This window comes from Allobosea sp., assembly GCF_048595345.1.
GTDB lineage: Bacteria > Pseudomonadota > Alphaproteobacteria > Rhizobiales > Beijerinckiaceae > Allobosea.
Map to the genome: position 1 here is coordinate 46,425 of NZ_JBMDWH010000043.1, position 14,518 is coordinate 60,942.

Below are 14,518 nucleotides of genomic sequence, written 5' to 3' on the forward strand. Positions count from 1 at the left end.
GGCGCGGGCTCAGGGCTTGATCGCGACATCGGGCAGATCGGTCACCGGCGCGCCCAGCCATTTGGTCTGGAGCGCGGCGAGCGTCCCGTCCTTCCTGGCATCGGCCAGCGCGGCGTTGACGGCGTCGAGGAGGCTGGTGTCCTCCTTGCGGACCGCCACCGCGAAGAACGACTTGTCGCCGAGCCCTTCGATGATCCGGAATTTGCCGGGCTGCTGCGCCGCATAGCCGCCGATGATCGGATGCGGCAGCATCAGGCCGTCGATATTGCCGTTGACCATGTCGGTGACCATCGTCGGGATGTCGTCATAGGTCTTGATCGTCATCCCCGGCTTGCCGGCGGCGGTCAGGGCGGCGCTGTATTTCCTGGCGAAGTCGACCGTGTTGGTGCCGAGCAGCACGCCGATAGTGCGGCCGGGCAGGTCGGCGACGCTGTTGAGCTTGGTGTTGCGGGCCGTCGTCGCCGCGACCAGCGAGGCGTCGCCATAGGGAATGGAGAAATTCACTCGCTCGGCTCGGGCGCCGGTCGCAGTCATGCCGCTCAGGATCATGTCGAACCGGCCCGACAGCAGCGCCGGGATGATGCCCGGCCAGGCGGTCGGCACCATTTCGAGCTGCAGGCCCAGCTTCTTGGCGATATAGGCGTTGAGTTCGGCATCCTGGCCTATGATCTTGCCGTCAGGCGTCTGGGAGAGCACTGCTCCGGTGCCCCCGGCCTCCACGCCGACGAGCAGCTTGCCGCGCGCCTTGGCGTCCGACAGCGCGTCGGCCCGGGCGGCGACCGTTCCTGCCGCGACAAGCGCAAGAGCCAGCGAGACGGCGCGGGAGGCGGCGGCAAGGCGGTAAAGAGGCTGGATCGGCATGGTCATTCCTTTCCGGAGCGGGATGTCGGCATGGGGGAATCAGCCGGGGCGGACGGCCAGCGCCCTTCGATGAGCGCGGCCAGATGGGGATCGAGGCCGATCGAGCGAGACAGCGTTGCGGGGGCCCGTCGCGAGAACGATGTCGCCAGCGCTGCGGCGATGGCCGCCTCGACGGCAGGAGCGGCCCCGTCGAAGACGGGAAGCGGCGCTTCCGTGCGCAGACGGTCCGCGATGCCGACGACGGCCGCGCCGCAGATCACCACCGCGCCCGCACCTGCGGAGGCCAGCCCGGTTATCGCTTCGAACACCTGGGCGTCCCGCGAGGCCTGGTCGAGATAGGCCCCGGCCGAGGCGATTTCGATCACCTCGATGCCGGTGATGCGGTCTTCCAGCCGCAGGCTCTGCAGCAAGTCCCTGTAGAGCGGGAGACTTTCCGCCCCGAAGATCACCAGTCCGATGCGCTGAGAGTGCTCGATCGCGGCCGTCATCGCAGCACCGGTGATGCCGATGACGGGAATCGGCATCACATCGCGTGCCGCGGCGAGGCCGCTGTCGAAGGAGATCGCCAGGATCGCGGCGTCGAAGCCGGCGCCATGGCGCGCCAGCAGTTCCAGGGCACTGTGAGCCGCGACGACGGCCTCGGCACGGGTGGTGACGATGCCGGCGCCGAAACAGCCCGTCACCGCCTCGATGACCGCGCGATCGCCAGCGATCCGGCGCGCCTCCATCGCGAAACGTTCCGTCACGGCGGCGGTCGTGTTCGGGTTCACGACGAGCAATTTCGGCACGACAATCATGTTCATGATCTTTGCCGATATTGTCGACAATATGAAGACGCGATGCGCACAAATATCAGTCGCGCGACGATGATCTTTTAGCCAGATGATGATGGGGCAGTAGTGGAACGACGCGATCGCACGTCTGGAGATCGCGTGATGACCGGCTTCATCTCGCTCGAGGGCAGGCGCGCCCTGATCACGGGGGGCAGACCCTGGCGGCTTGAGGACCGAAGCCGAGCGTCTAGCGCGACAGCGAGGTCCGCAGGGCGGCGATCTGGTCGGTCAGGCGGCGGGCTTCCTCGCCGGAGAGGCTGGTCGCGTCGAGCACGCAGGGCGGGACTTGGCGTGCCTTGTCGATCAGGGCACGGCCTTCGTGCGTCAGCTGCAGGCGCACCTGGCGCTCGTCGGCCGGGTCGCGGCTGCGAGAGACCAGTCCTGCCGCCTCCATGCGCTTCAGCAGCGGCGTCAGCGTATTCGACTCCAGGAAGAGCCGCTCGCCGATCTCGCCCACGGTGCGGTCGTCGCGCTCCCACAGCGTCACCATGACCAGATATTGCGGATAGGTCAGGCCGAGTTCGTCGAGCAGCGGCTTGTAGAGCCGGTTGAAGGCGTGGCTGGCCGAATAGACCGCAAAGCACAGGAGGTCGTCGAGCTTCACGTCGTGCTGGTCTGCTGCGGAAGGGGCGATCATCGGCATCTCCTCGGTACGAGCCCTAGAATAATCGCGCACGATCCAATCGCAAGGGATTGACAGCGATACGATGTCCATCTAATCAATCGCTCACGATCTAATCGTAAGCGATTGAAGATCGGCCGACGGCCCTCCGCCGGTCCACCAAACCAGAAGGAGACGAGATCATGTCGAACGCCAACGAAACCGCCGCCAACGCTCCCGCCCGCCGCGACCTGCTCACCGGCATCGCCGCGGCTGCCGTCACCGCCACCGCCGCGTCAGTGCCTGCCGGCGAAGCCACGGCCCAGGCGCGCCCCGCCACGAAGACGCCGGCTCGCCGGGCCAAGCCGGTCGTCGACGGCGACCATGTCATCACCCGCGAAGGTGTGCGGCTCTATTTCAAGGACTGGGGTCCCAAGGATGGTCCGGTCGTGACGCTGAGCCATGGCTGGCCGCTCTCCTCCGATAGCTGGGAGAACCAGGCCTTCTTCCTCGCCAGCAACGGGTTCCGGGTCGTCAGCCATGATCGCCGCGGCCATGGCCGCTCCAGCCAGGTCTGGGACGGCAACGACATGGACCACTATGCCGATGATCTGGCGGAGGTGATCGAGGCGCTCGATCTGAAGAACGTGTCGGCCTTCGGCTTCTCGACCGGCGGCGGCGAGGTGGCGCGCTATGTCGGCCGCCACGGTACCGGCCGGGTCGCGCGGGTCGGCTTCATCGCCGCGGTGACGCCGATCATGCTGCGCAAGCCCTCGAACCCGGACGGCGTGCCGATGGAGGTCTTCGACGGCATCCGCAAGGGCTTCCTCGCCGACCGCGGTCAGCTCTTCCGCGACATCGCGTCGGGCCCGTTCTTCGGCTACAACCGCCCCGGCGCCAAGGCGAGCCAGGGCGCGATCGAGGCCTGGTATGCGCAGGGCATGCAGGCCGGCTTCAAGAACACCTATGACTCGATCAAGGCGTTCTCGGAGACCGATTTCGTCGCCGATCTGAAGAAGATCGACCGGCCGACGCTGATCGTCCATGGCGACGACGACCAGATCGTCCCGATCGAGACGACCGCACGCGCCGTCAAGCGGCTGGTGCCGAACGCTGTTCTGAAGGTCTATGAGGGCGCCCCGCACGGCCTCTCCGAGACCCACAAGGACCGCCTCAACCAGGACATGCTCGCCTTCCTCAAGGCCTGAGGAGCCCCAACCCTGCACGCATGGAGGCGGGGGCGCGATGCGCCCTCGCGGCTCGCCTCAGCGTCGGTCAGCGATTCAGGGCTCGAGCTCGGCGCCGCCGACTACGTCACGAAGCCCTTCGCGAACGACGATGAACTTGCCGCGTTCAGGGTCACCTCGGAGCCGTCGCGGAATCGCAGGACGAGGGTGCCCCTGTGCACGAGAAAGAATTCGTCTTCCTCAGCGTGAGCGTGCCCCACGAACCCGCCTGAGACGTCGGCGATCTCAACGTATTGCCCGTTCCCATCGGCGATCCCCGCGGCGACCAGTGGTCGACAATCGCGTCAAACTCCCTGGCAAGTTGTCCGTCAGCAATCTCTCCGCTCCGGCGCCAGCAAAGGCCTTGACGAACCGCCTTGTCCGAAACAAGATCCATTTAATGGAACCTTTGTTCCATTTTTTGGAACTCGCTGCGCATGTCCATTTTATCGTCGGCTGCCGATGTGCTTCGCTGCTTCTCCAGCACGCGCCACGATGTGACGGTGACCGATCTCGTGACGCTGCTCGGCATGCCCAAGAGCAATGCCTCCCGGCTGCTGCGGGCCATGCGCGATGAGGGGCTTTTGGAGACGGTCGGCGAGAGCAAGCGCTACAGGCCGTCGCTGCTGCTGAACCAGGTCGGGCAGCTCTATCGCTTCGCCGCCTCGCTGATCGATCGGGCCGATGCCGTGGTCGGTGCGATTTCGGATCGGATCGGCCATACCGGGTACATCAGCGTGCGGCGCGATGCGCAGGTCATCGGCGTGACCGCTCATCCGGGCCGGCACGCCTTGCGCGTGGTCACGGCGATCGGCGACCGCCTTCCGGCCTTCGCCTCCAGCACAGGCCGTGCCCTGCTTGCGCGGCTCCATGACGATGAAGTCCGGCGGCTCTACCCGCAGGGGCTTTCCGCCCCTTCGGAGACGGCGCCGCAGGATCTGGAGGCGCTGCTCGCACGGCTCGCTGCCATTCGTGCCAGCGGCTTCGCAGAATCGCACGACGAGGCGGTGCGCGGCGTGCACGCCATCTCGGTCGCGGTCGGCGACCCGGCGACGGGCGACGAGGTCGCGCTGTGCGTCACGATCCCCGCGACACTGGTCGAGCCCAAGGAACGGCTCGCCATCATCGCCGCGCTGTCGGAGGGCGCCGCGGAGATCGCGGCCCTGACCGGCGACACTTCTTTCTTTCCCTTGCATCTGGACTTCGCGGAGACCGCCCCATGAGCAATCGCTGGCGCATCGGCTTCGATATCGGCGGCACCTTCACCGATTTCATCCTCTACGATGCGGAGCAGCGTTCCGTGCGCCTGCACAAGCGGCTGACCACGCCGCACGATCCGTCCGAGGCGGCGCTGACAGGGCTCGGTGAACTCGTGGAGATGGCCGGGATCACGTTGGCGGATGTGGGCGACATCGTCCACGGAACCACGCTCGTGACGAACGCAGTCATCGAGCGCAAGGGCGCCAAGCTCGGCCTCATCACCACCCGTGGCTTCCGCGACATCCTCGAAATGGGGACGGAGCAACGCTACGACATCTACGACCTGTTCCTGACCTTCCCGGAGCCGATGGTTTCGCGCGATCTGCGCCTTGAGGTGCCCGAGCGCATCGACCGCGACGGCAAGGTGGTGACGGCGCTCGATGCCGAGGCCGTGCGCCAGGCGGCCCGCCAGCTCGCCGACGCCGGCTGCGAGGCGATCGCCATCGGCTTCCTCAACAGCTACCGCAATCCCGTCCATGAGCAGGAGGCCGGCCGGCTCGTCCGCGAGGCGTGCCCCAGCCTCACCGTTTCGCTCTCCAGCGAGGTCGTGGCCGAGATCTGGGAATATCAGCGCTTCGTCACCACGGCGGCCAACGCCTATGTCCAGCCGCTGATGCGGCGTTACCTCAAGCGGCTGGAGCGCGAGCTTTCAGCCCGCTCCTTCCGCGGCACGCTCCGGCTGATGCATTCGGCCGGCGGTCTGGTCTCGCCCGAGACCGCGCGCACCTTCCCGATCCGCCTGCTCGAAAGCGGCCCGGCCGGCGGCGGCCTCGCGACGGCTCTCTTCGGCGAACTTGCCGGCCACAAGGATGTCATCTCCTTCGACATGGGCGGCACCACCGCCAAGGCCTGCATGATCGAGGATGGCCGCGCCGAAATCGCGCCGATGCTGGAAGCCGGCCGCGTCAACCGCTTCGCCAAGGGCTCCGGCCTGCCGATTAAGGCGCCCGTGATCGACATGATCGAGATCGGGGCCGGCGGCGGCTCGATCGCGGCGATCGACGAGGTCGGCCTGCTCAAGGTCGGCCCGCATTCGGCCGGCTCCGACCCCGGCCCCGCCTGCTACGGCATGGGCGGCACGAAGCCGACGGTGACCGACGCCAATCTGGTGCTGGGCTATTACGATCCGGGCTTCTTCCTCGGCGGGCGCATGGCGCTCGATCGGGAGGCGGCGCGCAAGGCGGTGGCGAGCGTGGCCGGGCCGCTTGGGCTTTCGGTGGAGGAAGCGGCCTGGGGTATCCACAAAGTCGTCGTCGAAAGCATGGGCGCCGCCGCCCGCGTCCATCTGGTGGAGAAAGGCAAGGATCCTCGCCGTTATGCCATGGTCGGTTTCGGCGGTGCGGGCCCTGCCCATGCCGTCGATGTCGCGCGCGTGCTCGGCGTCGGCGAGGTCATCGTGCCCCCCGCCTCCGGCGCCGCGTCCGCGCTCGGCTTCCTTGCCGCACCGCTCTCGTTCGATCTCGTCCGCTCCCTGCCGGTCGAGTTTGCGGAGGGCTTCGATGCCGATGCCGTGAACGCCCTGCTGAAGGGCCTGGAAGAGGACGGCCGCAGGCATCTGGCGGAGGCCGGCGTCGCGGCCGACGACGTCACCGTCGAACGGTCCGCCGATATGCGGCTGGTCGGGCAGATGCATGACATTGCCGTGCCGCTGCCGTCCGGGACGATCGACGCCACGAGCCTGGAGGTGATCCGGGCCGCTTTCGCCAAGGCCTATTCCGCCCGCTACACGTCGGTCTACGAGGGCGCACGGCTGGAGGCGATCAACTTCCGTGTCCGCTGTGCCGGCCCGGTGCCGACCCTGTCGCTCGCCGGAGCGGCCGGCGGCGGCGATGCCGCGGCCAAGGTCAAGGGCACCCGCAAGGCCTGGTTCGAGGGCGGCTGGAGCGAGGCGACGGTCTATGACCGCTATGCCCTGCGCGCCGGCGACACCCTCGCGGGCCCCGCGATCATCGAAGAGCGCGAGGCAACCACCATCGTGCCGCCGGGGGACCGCGTCTCGATCGACGAGGTGCTCAACCTCGTGATCCATGTCGCCCAGCCCGACGCGGCCGAGACCACGATCACCGCCGACATGCCGCTGGCCGAGGCGGCGCGGCGCATCGAGGCTGACCCGATCTCGCTCGAGATCATGTGGAGCCGGCTGGTCAATGTCGTCGAGGAGATGTGGCTGACCGTCTGCCGCACCGCCTTCTCGCTGGTGATCTCGGAGTCCCAGGACTTCGCCTGCGAGCTGCTCGACCCGGAAGGCGAGACGCTGGCGCATTCGCCGCGGGCCATGCCGGTGTTCAACCTGACGCTGCCGCGTGCGGTGAAGGCACTGCTGGAGCGCTATCCGGCCGACACGCTGAAGCCGGGCGACGTGCTGATCACCAACGATCCCTGGCTCTGCGCCGGCCATCTCTTCGACATCGCGGTCGTCACACCGGTCTTCCTCGGCGAGCGCGTGGTCGGCCTGATGGGCACGGTCGGCCATGTCTCCGACATCGGCGGCACCAAGGACAGCCTGCGGGCCCGCGAGATCTACGAGGAAGGCTTCCAGATCCCGCCGATGAAGCTCTACGAGGCCGGCCGGATCAACGAGACGCTGGTGCGGCTGCTGGGCGAGAACGTCCGCAATTCCCAGCAGGTGCTCGGCGACCTGCACTCCTTCGTCGCCGCCAATGCGATCGGCGCCGAGCGGCTGCAGTCCTTCCTCGGCGATTACGGCATGCAGGATCTGCGCGCGCTGGCGCATGTCGTGCAGAGCCGTTCGGAAAAGGCGATGCGCGAGGCGATCCGCGCGTTGCCGGACGGCACCTATCGCGGCACCGTCTCGAACAACCCGCTCGGCACCCCGATGCATTACCCGCTGGCGCTGACGGTAAAGGACGACACGATCCACCTCGACTTCGCCGGCGCCCCGCCGCAGCTGCCCCAGGGCGGGCTGAACTGCACGCTGAACTACACGATGGCGCATGCGACCTACCCGCTGAAATGCATGCTGACGCCGAATGTCCGCGGCAATGCCGGCTGCTACCGCGCCTTCACGATCGACGCACCCAAGGGCTCGATCCTGAATTGCGACAAGCCGCTCGCGGTCAATCTGCGCACGCGCACCGGCTGGTATCTGGCACCCAACATCTTCCGCGCTCTGTCAGCGGCGGCGCCGAAGCAGGTTCAGGCCTTCACCGGCCTGCCGGTCGCCGCGAGCGTCTATGGCCGCGACGCGGACGGGGCGACCTATTCGGACATGCTTTTCACCGGCGGTGGGCAAGGCGGCTCGGCGCAGGGCGACGGCAAGTCGGGCCTGCTCTATCCGACTTCGGCCGCCAACACCTCGATCGAGACCTTCGAGTCGCGCGTGCCGGTCCTTGTCGTGGAGAAGACCTATCTGACGGATTCCGGCGGTGCCGGCCGTCACCGCGGCGGTCTCGGCCAGCGCATCAGGCTGCGCAAGCTCGCGCCGGATGGGCTCCCGACGCTGGTCTCGCTCTATCCGGAGGGGGTCGACAACCCGATCCCAGGCCTGTTCGGCGGCAAAGCCGGCGGCGGCGCATCCGGTCGGGTGATCGACGAGCAGGGGAGCATTCTCAAGGACGTCGGCACCGGCGAGCTCGTGCAGGTCACCAGGCCGCAGGAGATCGTCGAACTCGTGCTGGCCGGCGGCGCCGGCTTTGGCCCGGCGGAAGAACGCTCGCGTGAGGCGATCGAGCGGGACGTGGCGCTCGGCCTCGTGTCGCCGGAAGCCGCGCGAGAGGATTACGGCATGCAGGCGACGCAGGCCGGTCAGGACGCCAGGGAGACCGAAGCGGCATCCTGATTGCGAGACCACAATCGGCAACGGCCCGGAAAGGGCCATGAGGGGATAAGGGCATGACACAACACACCGACGGGGCGCCGCAGCGGCACCCCAGCCTGTCCGAGCCGGCGACACTCGTTCTGATCGCCGTGCTCTGCGTCTTCGGCGCCATCATCGGCATGCAGCTGCTGGTGTCGCTCGGCATCACCGCCAACACCTCGCTGATCGGCGCGCTCGCCGCGATGGCGCTGGCGCGCGTGCCGCTGGCGATCTTCGCGCGCTACCGCTCGATCCATGTGCAGAACCTGGCCCAGAGCGCAATCTCCTCGGCCACGTTCGGAGCCGCCAACAGCCTGCTGCTGCCGGTCGGCATCCCGTGGCTGCTCGGCCGGCCGGATCTCGTGCTGCCGATGCTGGCGGGCGCCTTCTTTGCCATGCTGCTCGACGCCTATCTGCTCTACCGCATGTTCGATTCCCGGGTCTTCCCGGCGACCGGCGCCTGGCCGCCGGGCGTCGCCGCCGCCGAGGCGATCAAGGCCGGCGACGAGGGCGGGCGCAAGGCCGTGCTGATGGGCGTCGGCTTCGGCACGGGCGTCGCTGTCTCCTTCATCAAGATCCCGCTCGCCTGGATCGGCTTCGCCGGCTCGACGGCGGTGACGGGCATTCCGATGTCCGCCTTCGGCGTCGCCTTCATCGGCAATATCTGGGCGCTGAGTATGTTCGGCATCGGGCTTCTGCTGCGCGGCTATTCCGGCCCGATCTTCGGAGGCCCGGCCTTTGCGAGCATCATCCCGAAGGGCGACCTGATGGCCGCCTATATTCCGCACGGCTTCATGATCGGCGCCGGCATCGTCGCCCTGATCCAGGTCGCGCTGCTGCTGTTCCGCCGCAACGAGGCGCAGCGTCAAGCCGATGCCAGCGCTGGCGTGTCCGACCGCGAGGTCAAGCGCGCGCTCGGCCTCGGCACGATCGGCTATCTTGTGATCGCCGTGTTCATCGCCATCGTCGGCGGGCTGATGAGCGAAATGTCGCCGGGCATGCTGTTGCTTTTCGTGCTCTACGCCGCCTTCGCGGCCTATGTGCACGAGCTGATCGTCGGCCTCGCGGCGATGCATTCGGGCTGGTTCCCGGCCTTCGCGGTGGCGCTCATCACGCTGATCATCGGCATGCTGCTCGGATTCCCGATGCCGGCGCTGGCGCTGCTTGTCGGCTTCTCGGCCGCGACCGGCCCGGCCTTCGCCGATATGGGCTATGATCTGAAGGCCGGCTATCTGCTGCGCGGGAACGGCGCCGACCCGGCCTTCGAACTGGACGGCCGCCGCCAGCAGCTCTTCGCCGCGATGTTCGCCTTCGTCGTCGCGGGTCTCGTGGTGCTGCTGTCCTACCAGTCCTATTTCGACCAGAACCTCGTCGCGCCCGTCGACAAGGTCTATGCCGCGACGATCAAGGCCGGCGTTGCACCGGGCGTGGCCTGGCAGCTCTTTCTCTGGGCGATCCCCGGCGCGATCCTGCAGTTCCTCGGCGGTCCGAAGCGGCAGATCGGCGTGCTCTTCGCCACCGGGCTGCTGATCAATTTCCCGATGGCGGGCTGGGCGGTGCTGGCCGGTATCGTCTGCCGCCTGATCTGGGAGAAGCTGCGCGGAGCCACGGGGGAAGGCGACATGGAGGTCTTCGCGGCCGGCATCATCGCCGGAGACGCGATCTTCTCCTTCTTCGACAGCGTCTCCAAGAACGTCTTCAAGCGCTGACGCGAGGCCGCCTCTCGTCCACGAGGGGCGGTTCTTCATCCTGCGAGGTCGCCCCATGAGCAAGCTCGGAACGCTGACCATCGGCCAGGCACCGCGGCCGGACATCGTGCCGATCCTCGACGCGTATCTGGACGACAGCCTCATGCGCGTGCACGCAGGCGTCCTCGACGGGCTCACGCCCGCCGAAATCGAAGCGCGCTTCGCGCCGGTGCGGGAGCAGCCGAAGCTGGTGTCCCGTCTCCTCGACGGAACCTCCGTGGTGCTCGACCGCGCTTCGACCGAAGCCGCAGCGCAAGACAAGTTGGACACTCTGGAGGCACAAGGCTGCACCACGATTCTGCTGCTGTGCACCGGCCATTTCGAGCGACTCAAGACGCAGACCGCCCGTTTGCTGGAGCCGGATCGTTTCCTGCCGGCCGCCGTCGCGGCGCTGACCCGCGGCGCCAAGCTCGGCATCATCGTGCCGATCCCCGCGCAGATCGAAAGCGAGGCGGTCAAATGGTCGGGGCTCGACTCCCCGCCAATCTATGCAGCCGCCTCGCCCTATCGAGACGATCTCAACGCCGTGGGCGAAGCGGCGGTCGATCTTCGGCAGCGGGGTGCGGACATTCTGCTGATGGACTGCATGGGCTTCGTCGAGCGGCATCGCTCGGCCGCCAGGGTCGCCGGCGTGCCGACGATCCTTTCCAACAGCCTGATGGCGAAGATCGTTTCGGAAATTGTTTAGCCGGAGCAGACAGTCCAGCTAAACAGCCATAACCCCAAAGCGTGGATGAACCGCGATGCGCCATTTGCCGACCTGAGCCCATCGCCGGGCAGCGGACGTTCGCTCGACGAGGCAAAATCGTTGTCGATCATTGGTCTCGGTCAAGATGGCTCGGCGGTCTCGTGGATATCAAGCGTTGGCATGATATCCATGGGAGAAACGCTCGGCGCTAAATGGCCTTAGGTCACAGAAGGTCGTCTCGCCGATCATCGCCTCCGCAAGCACGCGGCCCGTAACCGGTCCCAATGTAAAACCGTGATGGGCGTGGCCGAAGGCGAACCAGAGCGTCGGATGCTGCGGCGCCCGTCCAATGACGGGCAGCATGTCCGGAAGGCAGGGACGGGCGCCGCGCCAGGGTTCGGCATCGAGGCGCCGGCCCACGGGCATACGGCGCCGCGCCACTTGCTCGGCCTGGTCGAGCTGCCAGGGATCCGAGGGAGCGTCACGGTCGGCGAGCTCGATGCCGGTGGTCAGGCGCACCCCGCGCTGCATCTGAGTCAGCACGAAGCCGGCCTGCGCATCGCAGATGGGGTGGCGGGGCACGCTCTCCGGCGCGATCTCGTAATGCATGTGGTAGCCGCGCTTGAAGCCCAGCGGAAACCGGTAGCCCAGCCGCTCGTAGAACTCCTTCGACCACGGTCCGAGCGCGAGCACGGCTTCGCGTGTGCGCCAGTCGCGCCCGCCAGCCTCGATCCGCCATCCGTCCCCATCCTGCTGCGCCGAGAGGGCATCGCCGCGCAGGAGTCTGCCCCCTCGCGCGACGAACAGCGCCGCATAGGCACGAGTGACGCCCCCGGGGTCGCTGACCGTCACCGGGTCGCGCCAGTGGATCGCGCCCTCCGCCGCCCCTTGCACGAGCCCCGGCTCGCGGGCCGCCAGTTCCACGGGCCCGAGCACGTCGTAGGCGAGGCCGTGGCACGCCAGCGCCTTGGCCGAGCGCAGCGCCTGCTCCAACGTGCCCTTGCGGCGATAGAGGTCGATCCACCCGCCTTCGCGCATCAGCGCCTGCGTACCGGCCGCCTGTGTCCAGCGCTGGTGCTCGGCGATGCTGCGCTCGATCAGCGGCAGGATCGCGCGCCCGAGGCGGTCGAGCCGCGCCGGAGCCGAGTTCCACCAGTAGCGCGCCAGCCAGGGCGCCATCCGCAGCAGCGTCGCCGGGCTGTATCGCACCGCGACCGAGCGATTGGAGGCCAAGGCGGCCAGGGTCGGAAGATCGCGCGGGAAGGCATAGGGCACGACCGAGGACCGCTCGATCAGGCCGGCATTGCCATGGCTGGTCTCGCCGCCCGGCTCGCCGCGCTCGACAAGGACGACCGTGCGCCCACGCTCCTGCAGATGAAGGGCGATGCTGACGCCGACGATGCCGGCGCCGAGCACCATCGTGTCGGCTCGTTCTGCTGTCGTCATCGTCGAGGCAAGCCTGTCTCTTGGCCGGAGGCACATATCCAAACCAGCAGCACGAGATCACTTTTGCAAGAAAATAAAATTCCATTGACTCAATGACAGAAATCTTTCCTCATTGGGCGTGGGAGGTCCGATGCCGCAGACTTTACGCCACAGATTGCAGGCCTGCCTCGCCACCGGCTCCAAGGCCGACAAGGCGCTGGCGAGCTACATGCTGGCGCAGATGGCGAGCCTGCCCTTCGAGACGGCAGCGAGCCTCGCCGAGAAGGTCGCCGTCAGCGAGCCCACCGTCGGACGGTTCTGCCGCACGCTCGGCTATCGCAGCCTGAAGGACCTCAAGGCGAGCCTCGCCGAGGAGATCGGCGATCGGCCCTGGCTGATCAGCGACCGCATGCGCGACTTCCAGCAGCGCAGCCTCGCCGGCGACGATCAGCTCGCGCGCAGCCTCCAGCTCGAGATCGCCGGTCTCGTGCGCGTCTACGAGCTTGCGCAGAGCGAGGAATGGAAGCGCGTCGCGCGCCGGCTCGCGACGGCCTCCAGCGTCTACGTCACTGGCTTTCAGACCGAGCGCGGGCTCGCGCAATATCTCGCCAACCAGCTGCAATACCTGCGGGACGGTGTGCATCTGGTCGATCTCGCCGCCGGCAATTTCTCCGAACTGCTGCTTTCTGCCGCGCAGGACCGCTGTCTCGTCATCTTCGAGGCGCGACGCTATTCGCGCCTGGCACGAGCGTTGGCGGAGCAGGCGAGGGCGGCCGGAATTCCGACGACGCTGATCACTGATTCCTTCTGCGACTGGGGGCGCGGCCTCGTCGACGAGATGCTCGTCGTCTCCACCGAGTTCAACCTCTTCTGGGACTCGACCGCCCAGATGGCCAATCTCGGCAATCTGCTGATCAACGCGGTTTTCGTCGAGCTGGGCCCTCAGGTCGAGCAGCGGTTGAACCGGATGGCCGAGCTCTATGGCCGCTTCACCGGCCATGTCGGGGCGGGTTCAGGCCCGCCCGGCTGAAGGGATTCCAACAAGGTCGGACGATCTCGAACAAGAGGGGATACGAGATGAAGACGATGATCAAGGGGAGCCTCTTGGCGCTGGGCCTTGCGGCCCTCGCCAGCACCACGGCGCTGGCGCAGGAGGCGACGTTCGTGATGACCGCGCGCCTCGTCGGTGCGCCGACCTACAACCCGATCAAGGCGACGAAACTCAACACCGCGACGACGCTGATCTATGACCGTCTTCTCGTGCAGGACGCCGACCAGAGCTTCCACGGCCAGCTCGCCAGCGCCTGGGAGTCGAGCCCGGACGGCCTGCTCTGGACCTTCAAGCTGAAGCCCGGCGTGAAATTCCACAATGGCGAGCCTTTCAACGCCAGGACGATCGAGTGGTGGGTGCCGCAGTTCAAGGGCACCGAGAACGCCTTCACCGTCGAGGCGGTCGACAAGGTCGAGGTCGTCGACGACCTGACGGTGCGTTTCCGCATGAAGCGGCCGGACCCGAACCTGCTGTTCAACCTCGCCAGCTCCTTCATGTGCATTCCGGAGCCGAAATCCTACGAGGCGCTGGGCGACAAGTTCGGCGTCACCGAGGCGATCGGCACGGGGCCGTACAAGATGCAGGCCTTCACGGTCGGCCAGCAGACCGTGCTCGTTCGCAACGACGACTACAAATGGGCTTCTGATCTGTCGAAGAACCAGGGGCCGGCCAAGTTCAAGAAGCTGACCTTCCGCGAGATCGGCGAGGAATCGACCGCCTATCTCGAACTCAAGACCGGCGGCGCCGACGTGCTGGTCAACGTCCCGACCGACTTCCTGCCGCGCATCCAGGCCGACAAGGCGGTGAAGCTGGTGACCATCCCCGGCAACGAGGTGGTCTACATGCCGGTCAACACCAGCGTCGAGCCCTTCACCGACATCAAGGTCCGCGAGGGCGCCATCTTCGCCGTCAACCAGAAGGACGTGCTGACCAGTCTCTATGGCGGCAACGGGGCGGTGGCCGACACCTTCCTGATCTCCACGCTGAAGGAGGCGCAGGTCGATCCGA

Annotated in this window: 11 protein-coding genes; 7 read left to right on the top strand and 4 right to left on the bottom strand. The window is 67.2% G+C overall.

What is annotated here, in order from left to right:
- Positions 1-9: 9 nt before the first annotated feature.
- The 3 genes from ACOJTB_RS05205 to ACOJTB_RS05215 all read right to left on the bottom strand — a co-directional run bounded on the left by ACOJTB_RS05205 (position 10) and on the right by ACOJTB_RS05215 (position 2,331).
- Positions 10-861, bottom strand: a complete 852-nt coding sequence (locus tag ACOJTB_RS05205) for an ABC transporter substrate-binding protein (RefSeq protein WP_420101458.1) — start codon at positions 859-861, stop codon at positions 10-12.
- 2 nt (positions 862-863) lie between these two features.
- Positions 864-1,664 carry an aspartate/glutamate racemase family protein gene (locus ACOJTB_RS05210; RefSeq protein WP_420101459.1) on the bottom strand — a complete coding sequence of 267 codons (801 nt, stop codon included), beginning with the start codon at positions 1,662-1,664 and terminating at the stop codon, positions 864-866.
- 217 nt (positions 1,665-1,881) lie between these two features.
- Positions 1,882-2,331, bottom strand: coding sequence for a MarR family winged helix-turn-helix transcriptional regulator (locus ACOJTB_RS05215; protein ID WP_420101460.1), 450 nt, complete (start codon positions 2,329-2,331; stop codon positions 1,882-1,884).
- Between the two features lie 167 nt (positions 2,332-2,498).
- Between ACOJTB_RS05215 and ACOJTB_RS05220 the strand changes: the two genes are divergently transcribed.
- The 5 genes from ACOJTB_RS05220 (at position 2,499) to ACOJTB_RS05240 (ending at position 11,034) form a co-directional block, all read left to right on the top strand.
- A complete protein-coding gene (locus ACOJTB_RS05220; RefSeq protein WP_420101461.1) occupies positions 2,499-3,503 on the top strand; it encodes an alpha/beta fold hydrolase in 1,005 nt (334 codons plus the stop codon).
- Positions 3,504-3,958: 455 nt separating this feature from the next.
- Complete coding sequence (locus tag ACOJTB_RS05225; RefSeq protein ID WP_420101462.1) at positions 3,959-4,744, top strand: IclR family transcriptional regulator; 786 nt, start codon at positions 3,959-3,961, stop codon at positions 4,742-4,744.
- Positions 4,741-8,580, top strand: coding sequence for a hydantoinase B/oxoprolinase family protein (locus tag ACOJTB_RS05230; protein WP_420101463.1), 3,840 nt, complete (start codon positions 4,741-4,743; stop codon positions 8,578-8,580). Before ACOJTB_RS05225 ends, ACOJTB_RS05230 begins: the two co-directional genes overlap by 4 nt.
- A gap of 53 nt (positions 8,581-8,633) precedes the next feature.
- The gene (locus ACOJTB_RS05235; protein WP_420101464.1) at positions 8,634-10,307 is read left to right on the top strand and encodes an OPT/YSL family transporter; all 1,674 of its coding nucleotides are present in this window, start codon (positions 8,634-8,636) and stop codon (positions 10,305-10,307) included.
- Between the two features lie 55 nt (positions 10,308-10,362).
- Positions 10,363-11,034 (top strand): AroM family protein, encoded by a 672-nt coding sequence (locus ACOJTB_RS05240; RefSeq protein ID WP_420101465.1) that lies wholly within the window; start codon positions 10,363-10,365, stop codon positions 11,032-11,034.
- Positions 11,035-11,202: 168 nt separating this feature from the next.
- On the opposite strand, the gene ACOJTB_RS05245 is transcribed toward ACOJTB_RS05240, so the two are convergent.
- Positions 11,203-12,480, bottom strand: coding sequence for an NAD(P)/FAD-dependent oxidoreductase (locus ACOJTB_RS05245; RefSeq protein ID WP_420101466.1), 1,278 nt, complete (start codon positions 12,478-12,480; stop codon positions 11,203-11,205).
- A gap of 130 nt (positions 12,481-12,610) precedes the next feature.
- Here ACOJTB_RS05245 and ACOJTB_RS05250 point away from each other — a divergent pair, with 130 nt between their 5' ends.
- Complete coding sequence (locus ACOJTB_RS05250) at positions 12,611-13,489, top strand: MurR/RpiR family transcriptional regulator (RefSeq protein WP_420101467.1); 879 nt, start codon at positions 12,611-12,613, stop codon at positions 13,487-13,489.
- Between the two features lie 47 nt (positions 13,490-13,536).
- On the top strand, positions 13,537-14,518 hold a 982-nt coding region (locus ACOJTB_RS05255; protein ID WP_420101469.1), incomplete at its 3' end, for an ABC transporter substrate-binding protein.

Excerpts from the sequence above, each read along its gene's own strand:
- ACOJTB_RS05230 (WP_420101463.1), top strand. The coding sequence starts at position 4,741 with ATGAGCAATCGCTGGCGCATCGGCTTCGATATCGGCGGCACCTTCACC.
- ACOJTB_RS05220 (WP_420101461.1), top strand. The coding sequence starts at position 2,499 with ATGTCGAACGCCAACGAAACCGCCGCCAACGCTCCCGCCCGCCGCGAC.
- ACOJTB_RS05235 (WP_420101464.1), top strand. The coding sequence starts at position 8,634 with ATGACACAACACACCGACGGGGCGCCGCAGCGGCACCCCAGCCTGTCC.
- ACOJTB_RS05225 (WP_420101462.1), top strand. The coding sequence starts at position 3,959 with ATGTCCATTTTATCGTCGGCTGCCGATGTGCTTCGCTGCTTCTCCAGC.
- ACOJTB_RS05240 (WP_420101465.1), top strand. The coding sequence starts at position 10,363 with ATGAGCAAGCTCGGAACGCTGACCATCGGCCAGGCACCGCGGCCGGAC.
- ACOJTB_RS05245 (WP_420101466.1), bottom strand. The coding sequence starts at position 12,480 with ATGACGACAGCAGAACGAGCCGACACGATGGTGCTCGGCGCCGGCATC.
- ACOJTB_RS05215 (WP_420101460.1), bottom strand. The coding sequence starts at position 2,331 with ATGATCGCCCCTTCCGCAGCAGACCAGCACGACGTGAAGCTCGACGAC.
- ACOJTB_RS05205 (WP_420101458.1), bottom strand. The coding sequence starts at position 861 with ATGCCGATCCAGCCTCTTTACCGCCTTGCCGCCGCCTCCCGCGCCGTC.
- ACOJTB_RS05250 (WP_420101467.1), top strand. The coding sequence starts at position 12,611 with ATGCCGCAGACTTTACGCCACAGATTGCAGGCCTGCCTCGCCACCGGC.
- ACOJTB_RS05210 (WP_420101459.1), bottom strand. The coding sequence starts at position 1,664 with ATGAACATGATTGTCGTGCCGAAATTGCTCGTCGTGAACCCGAACACG.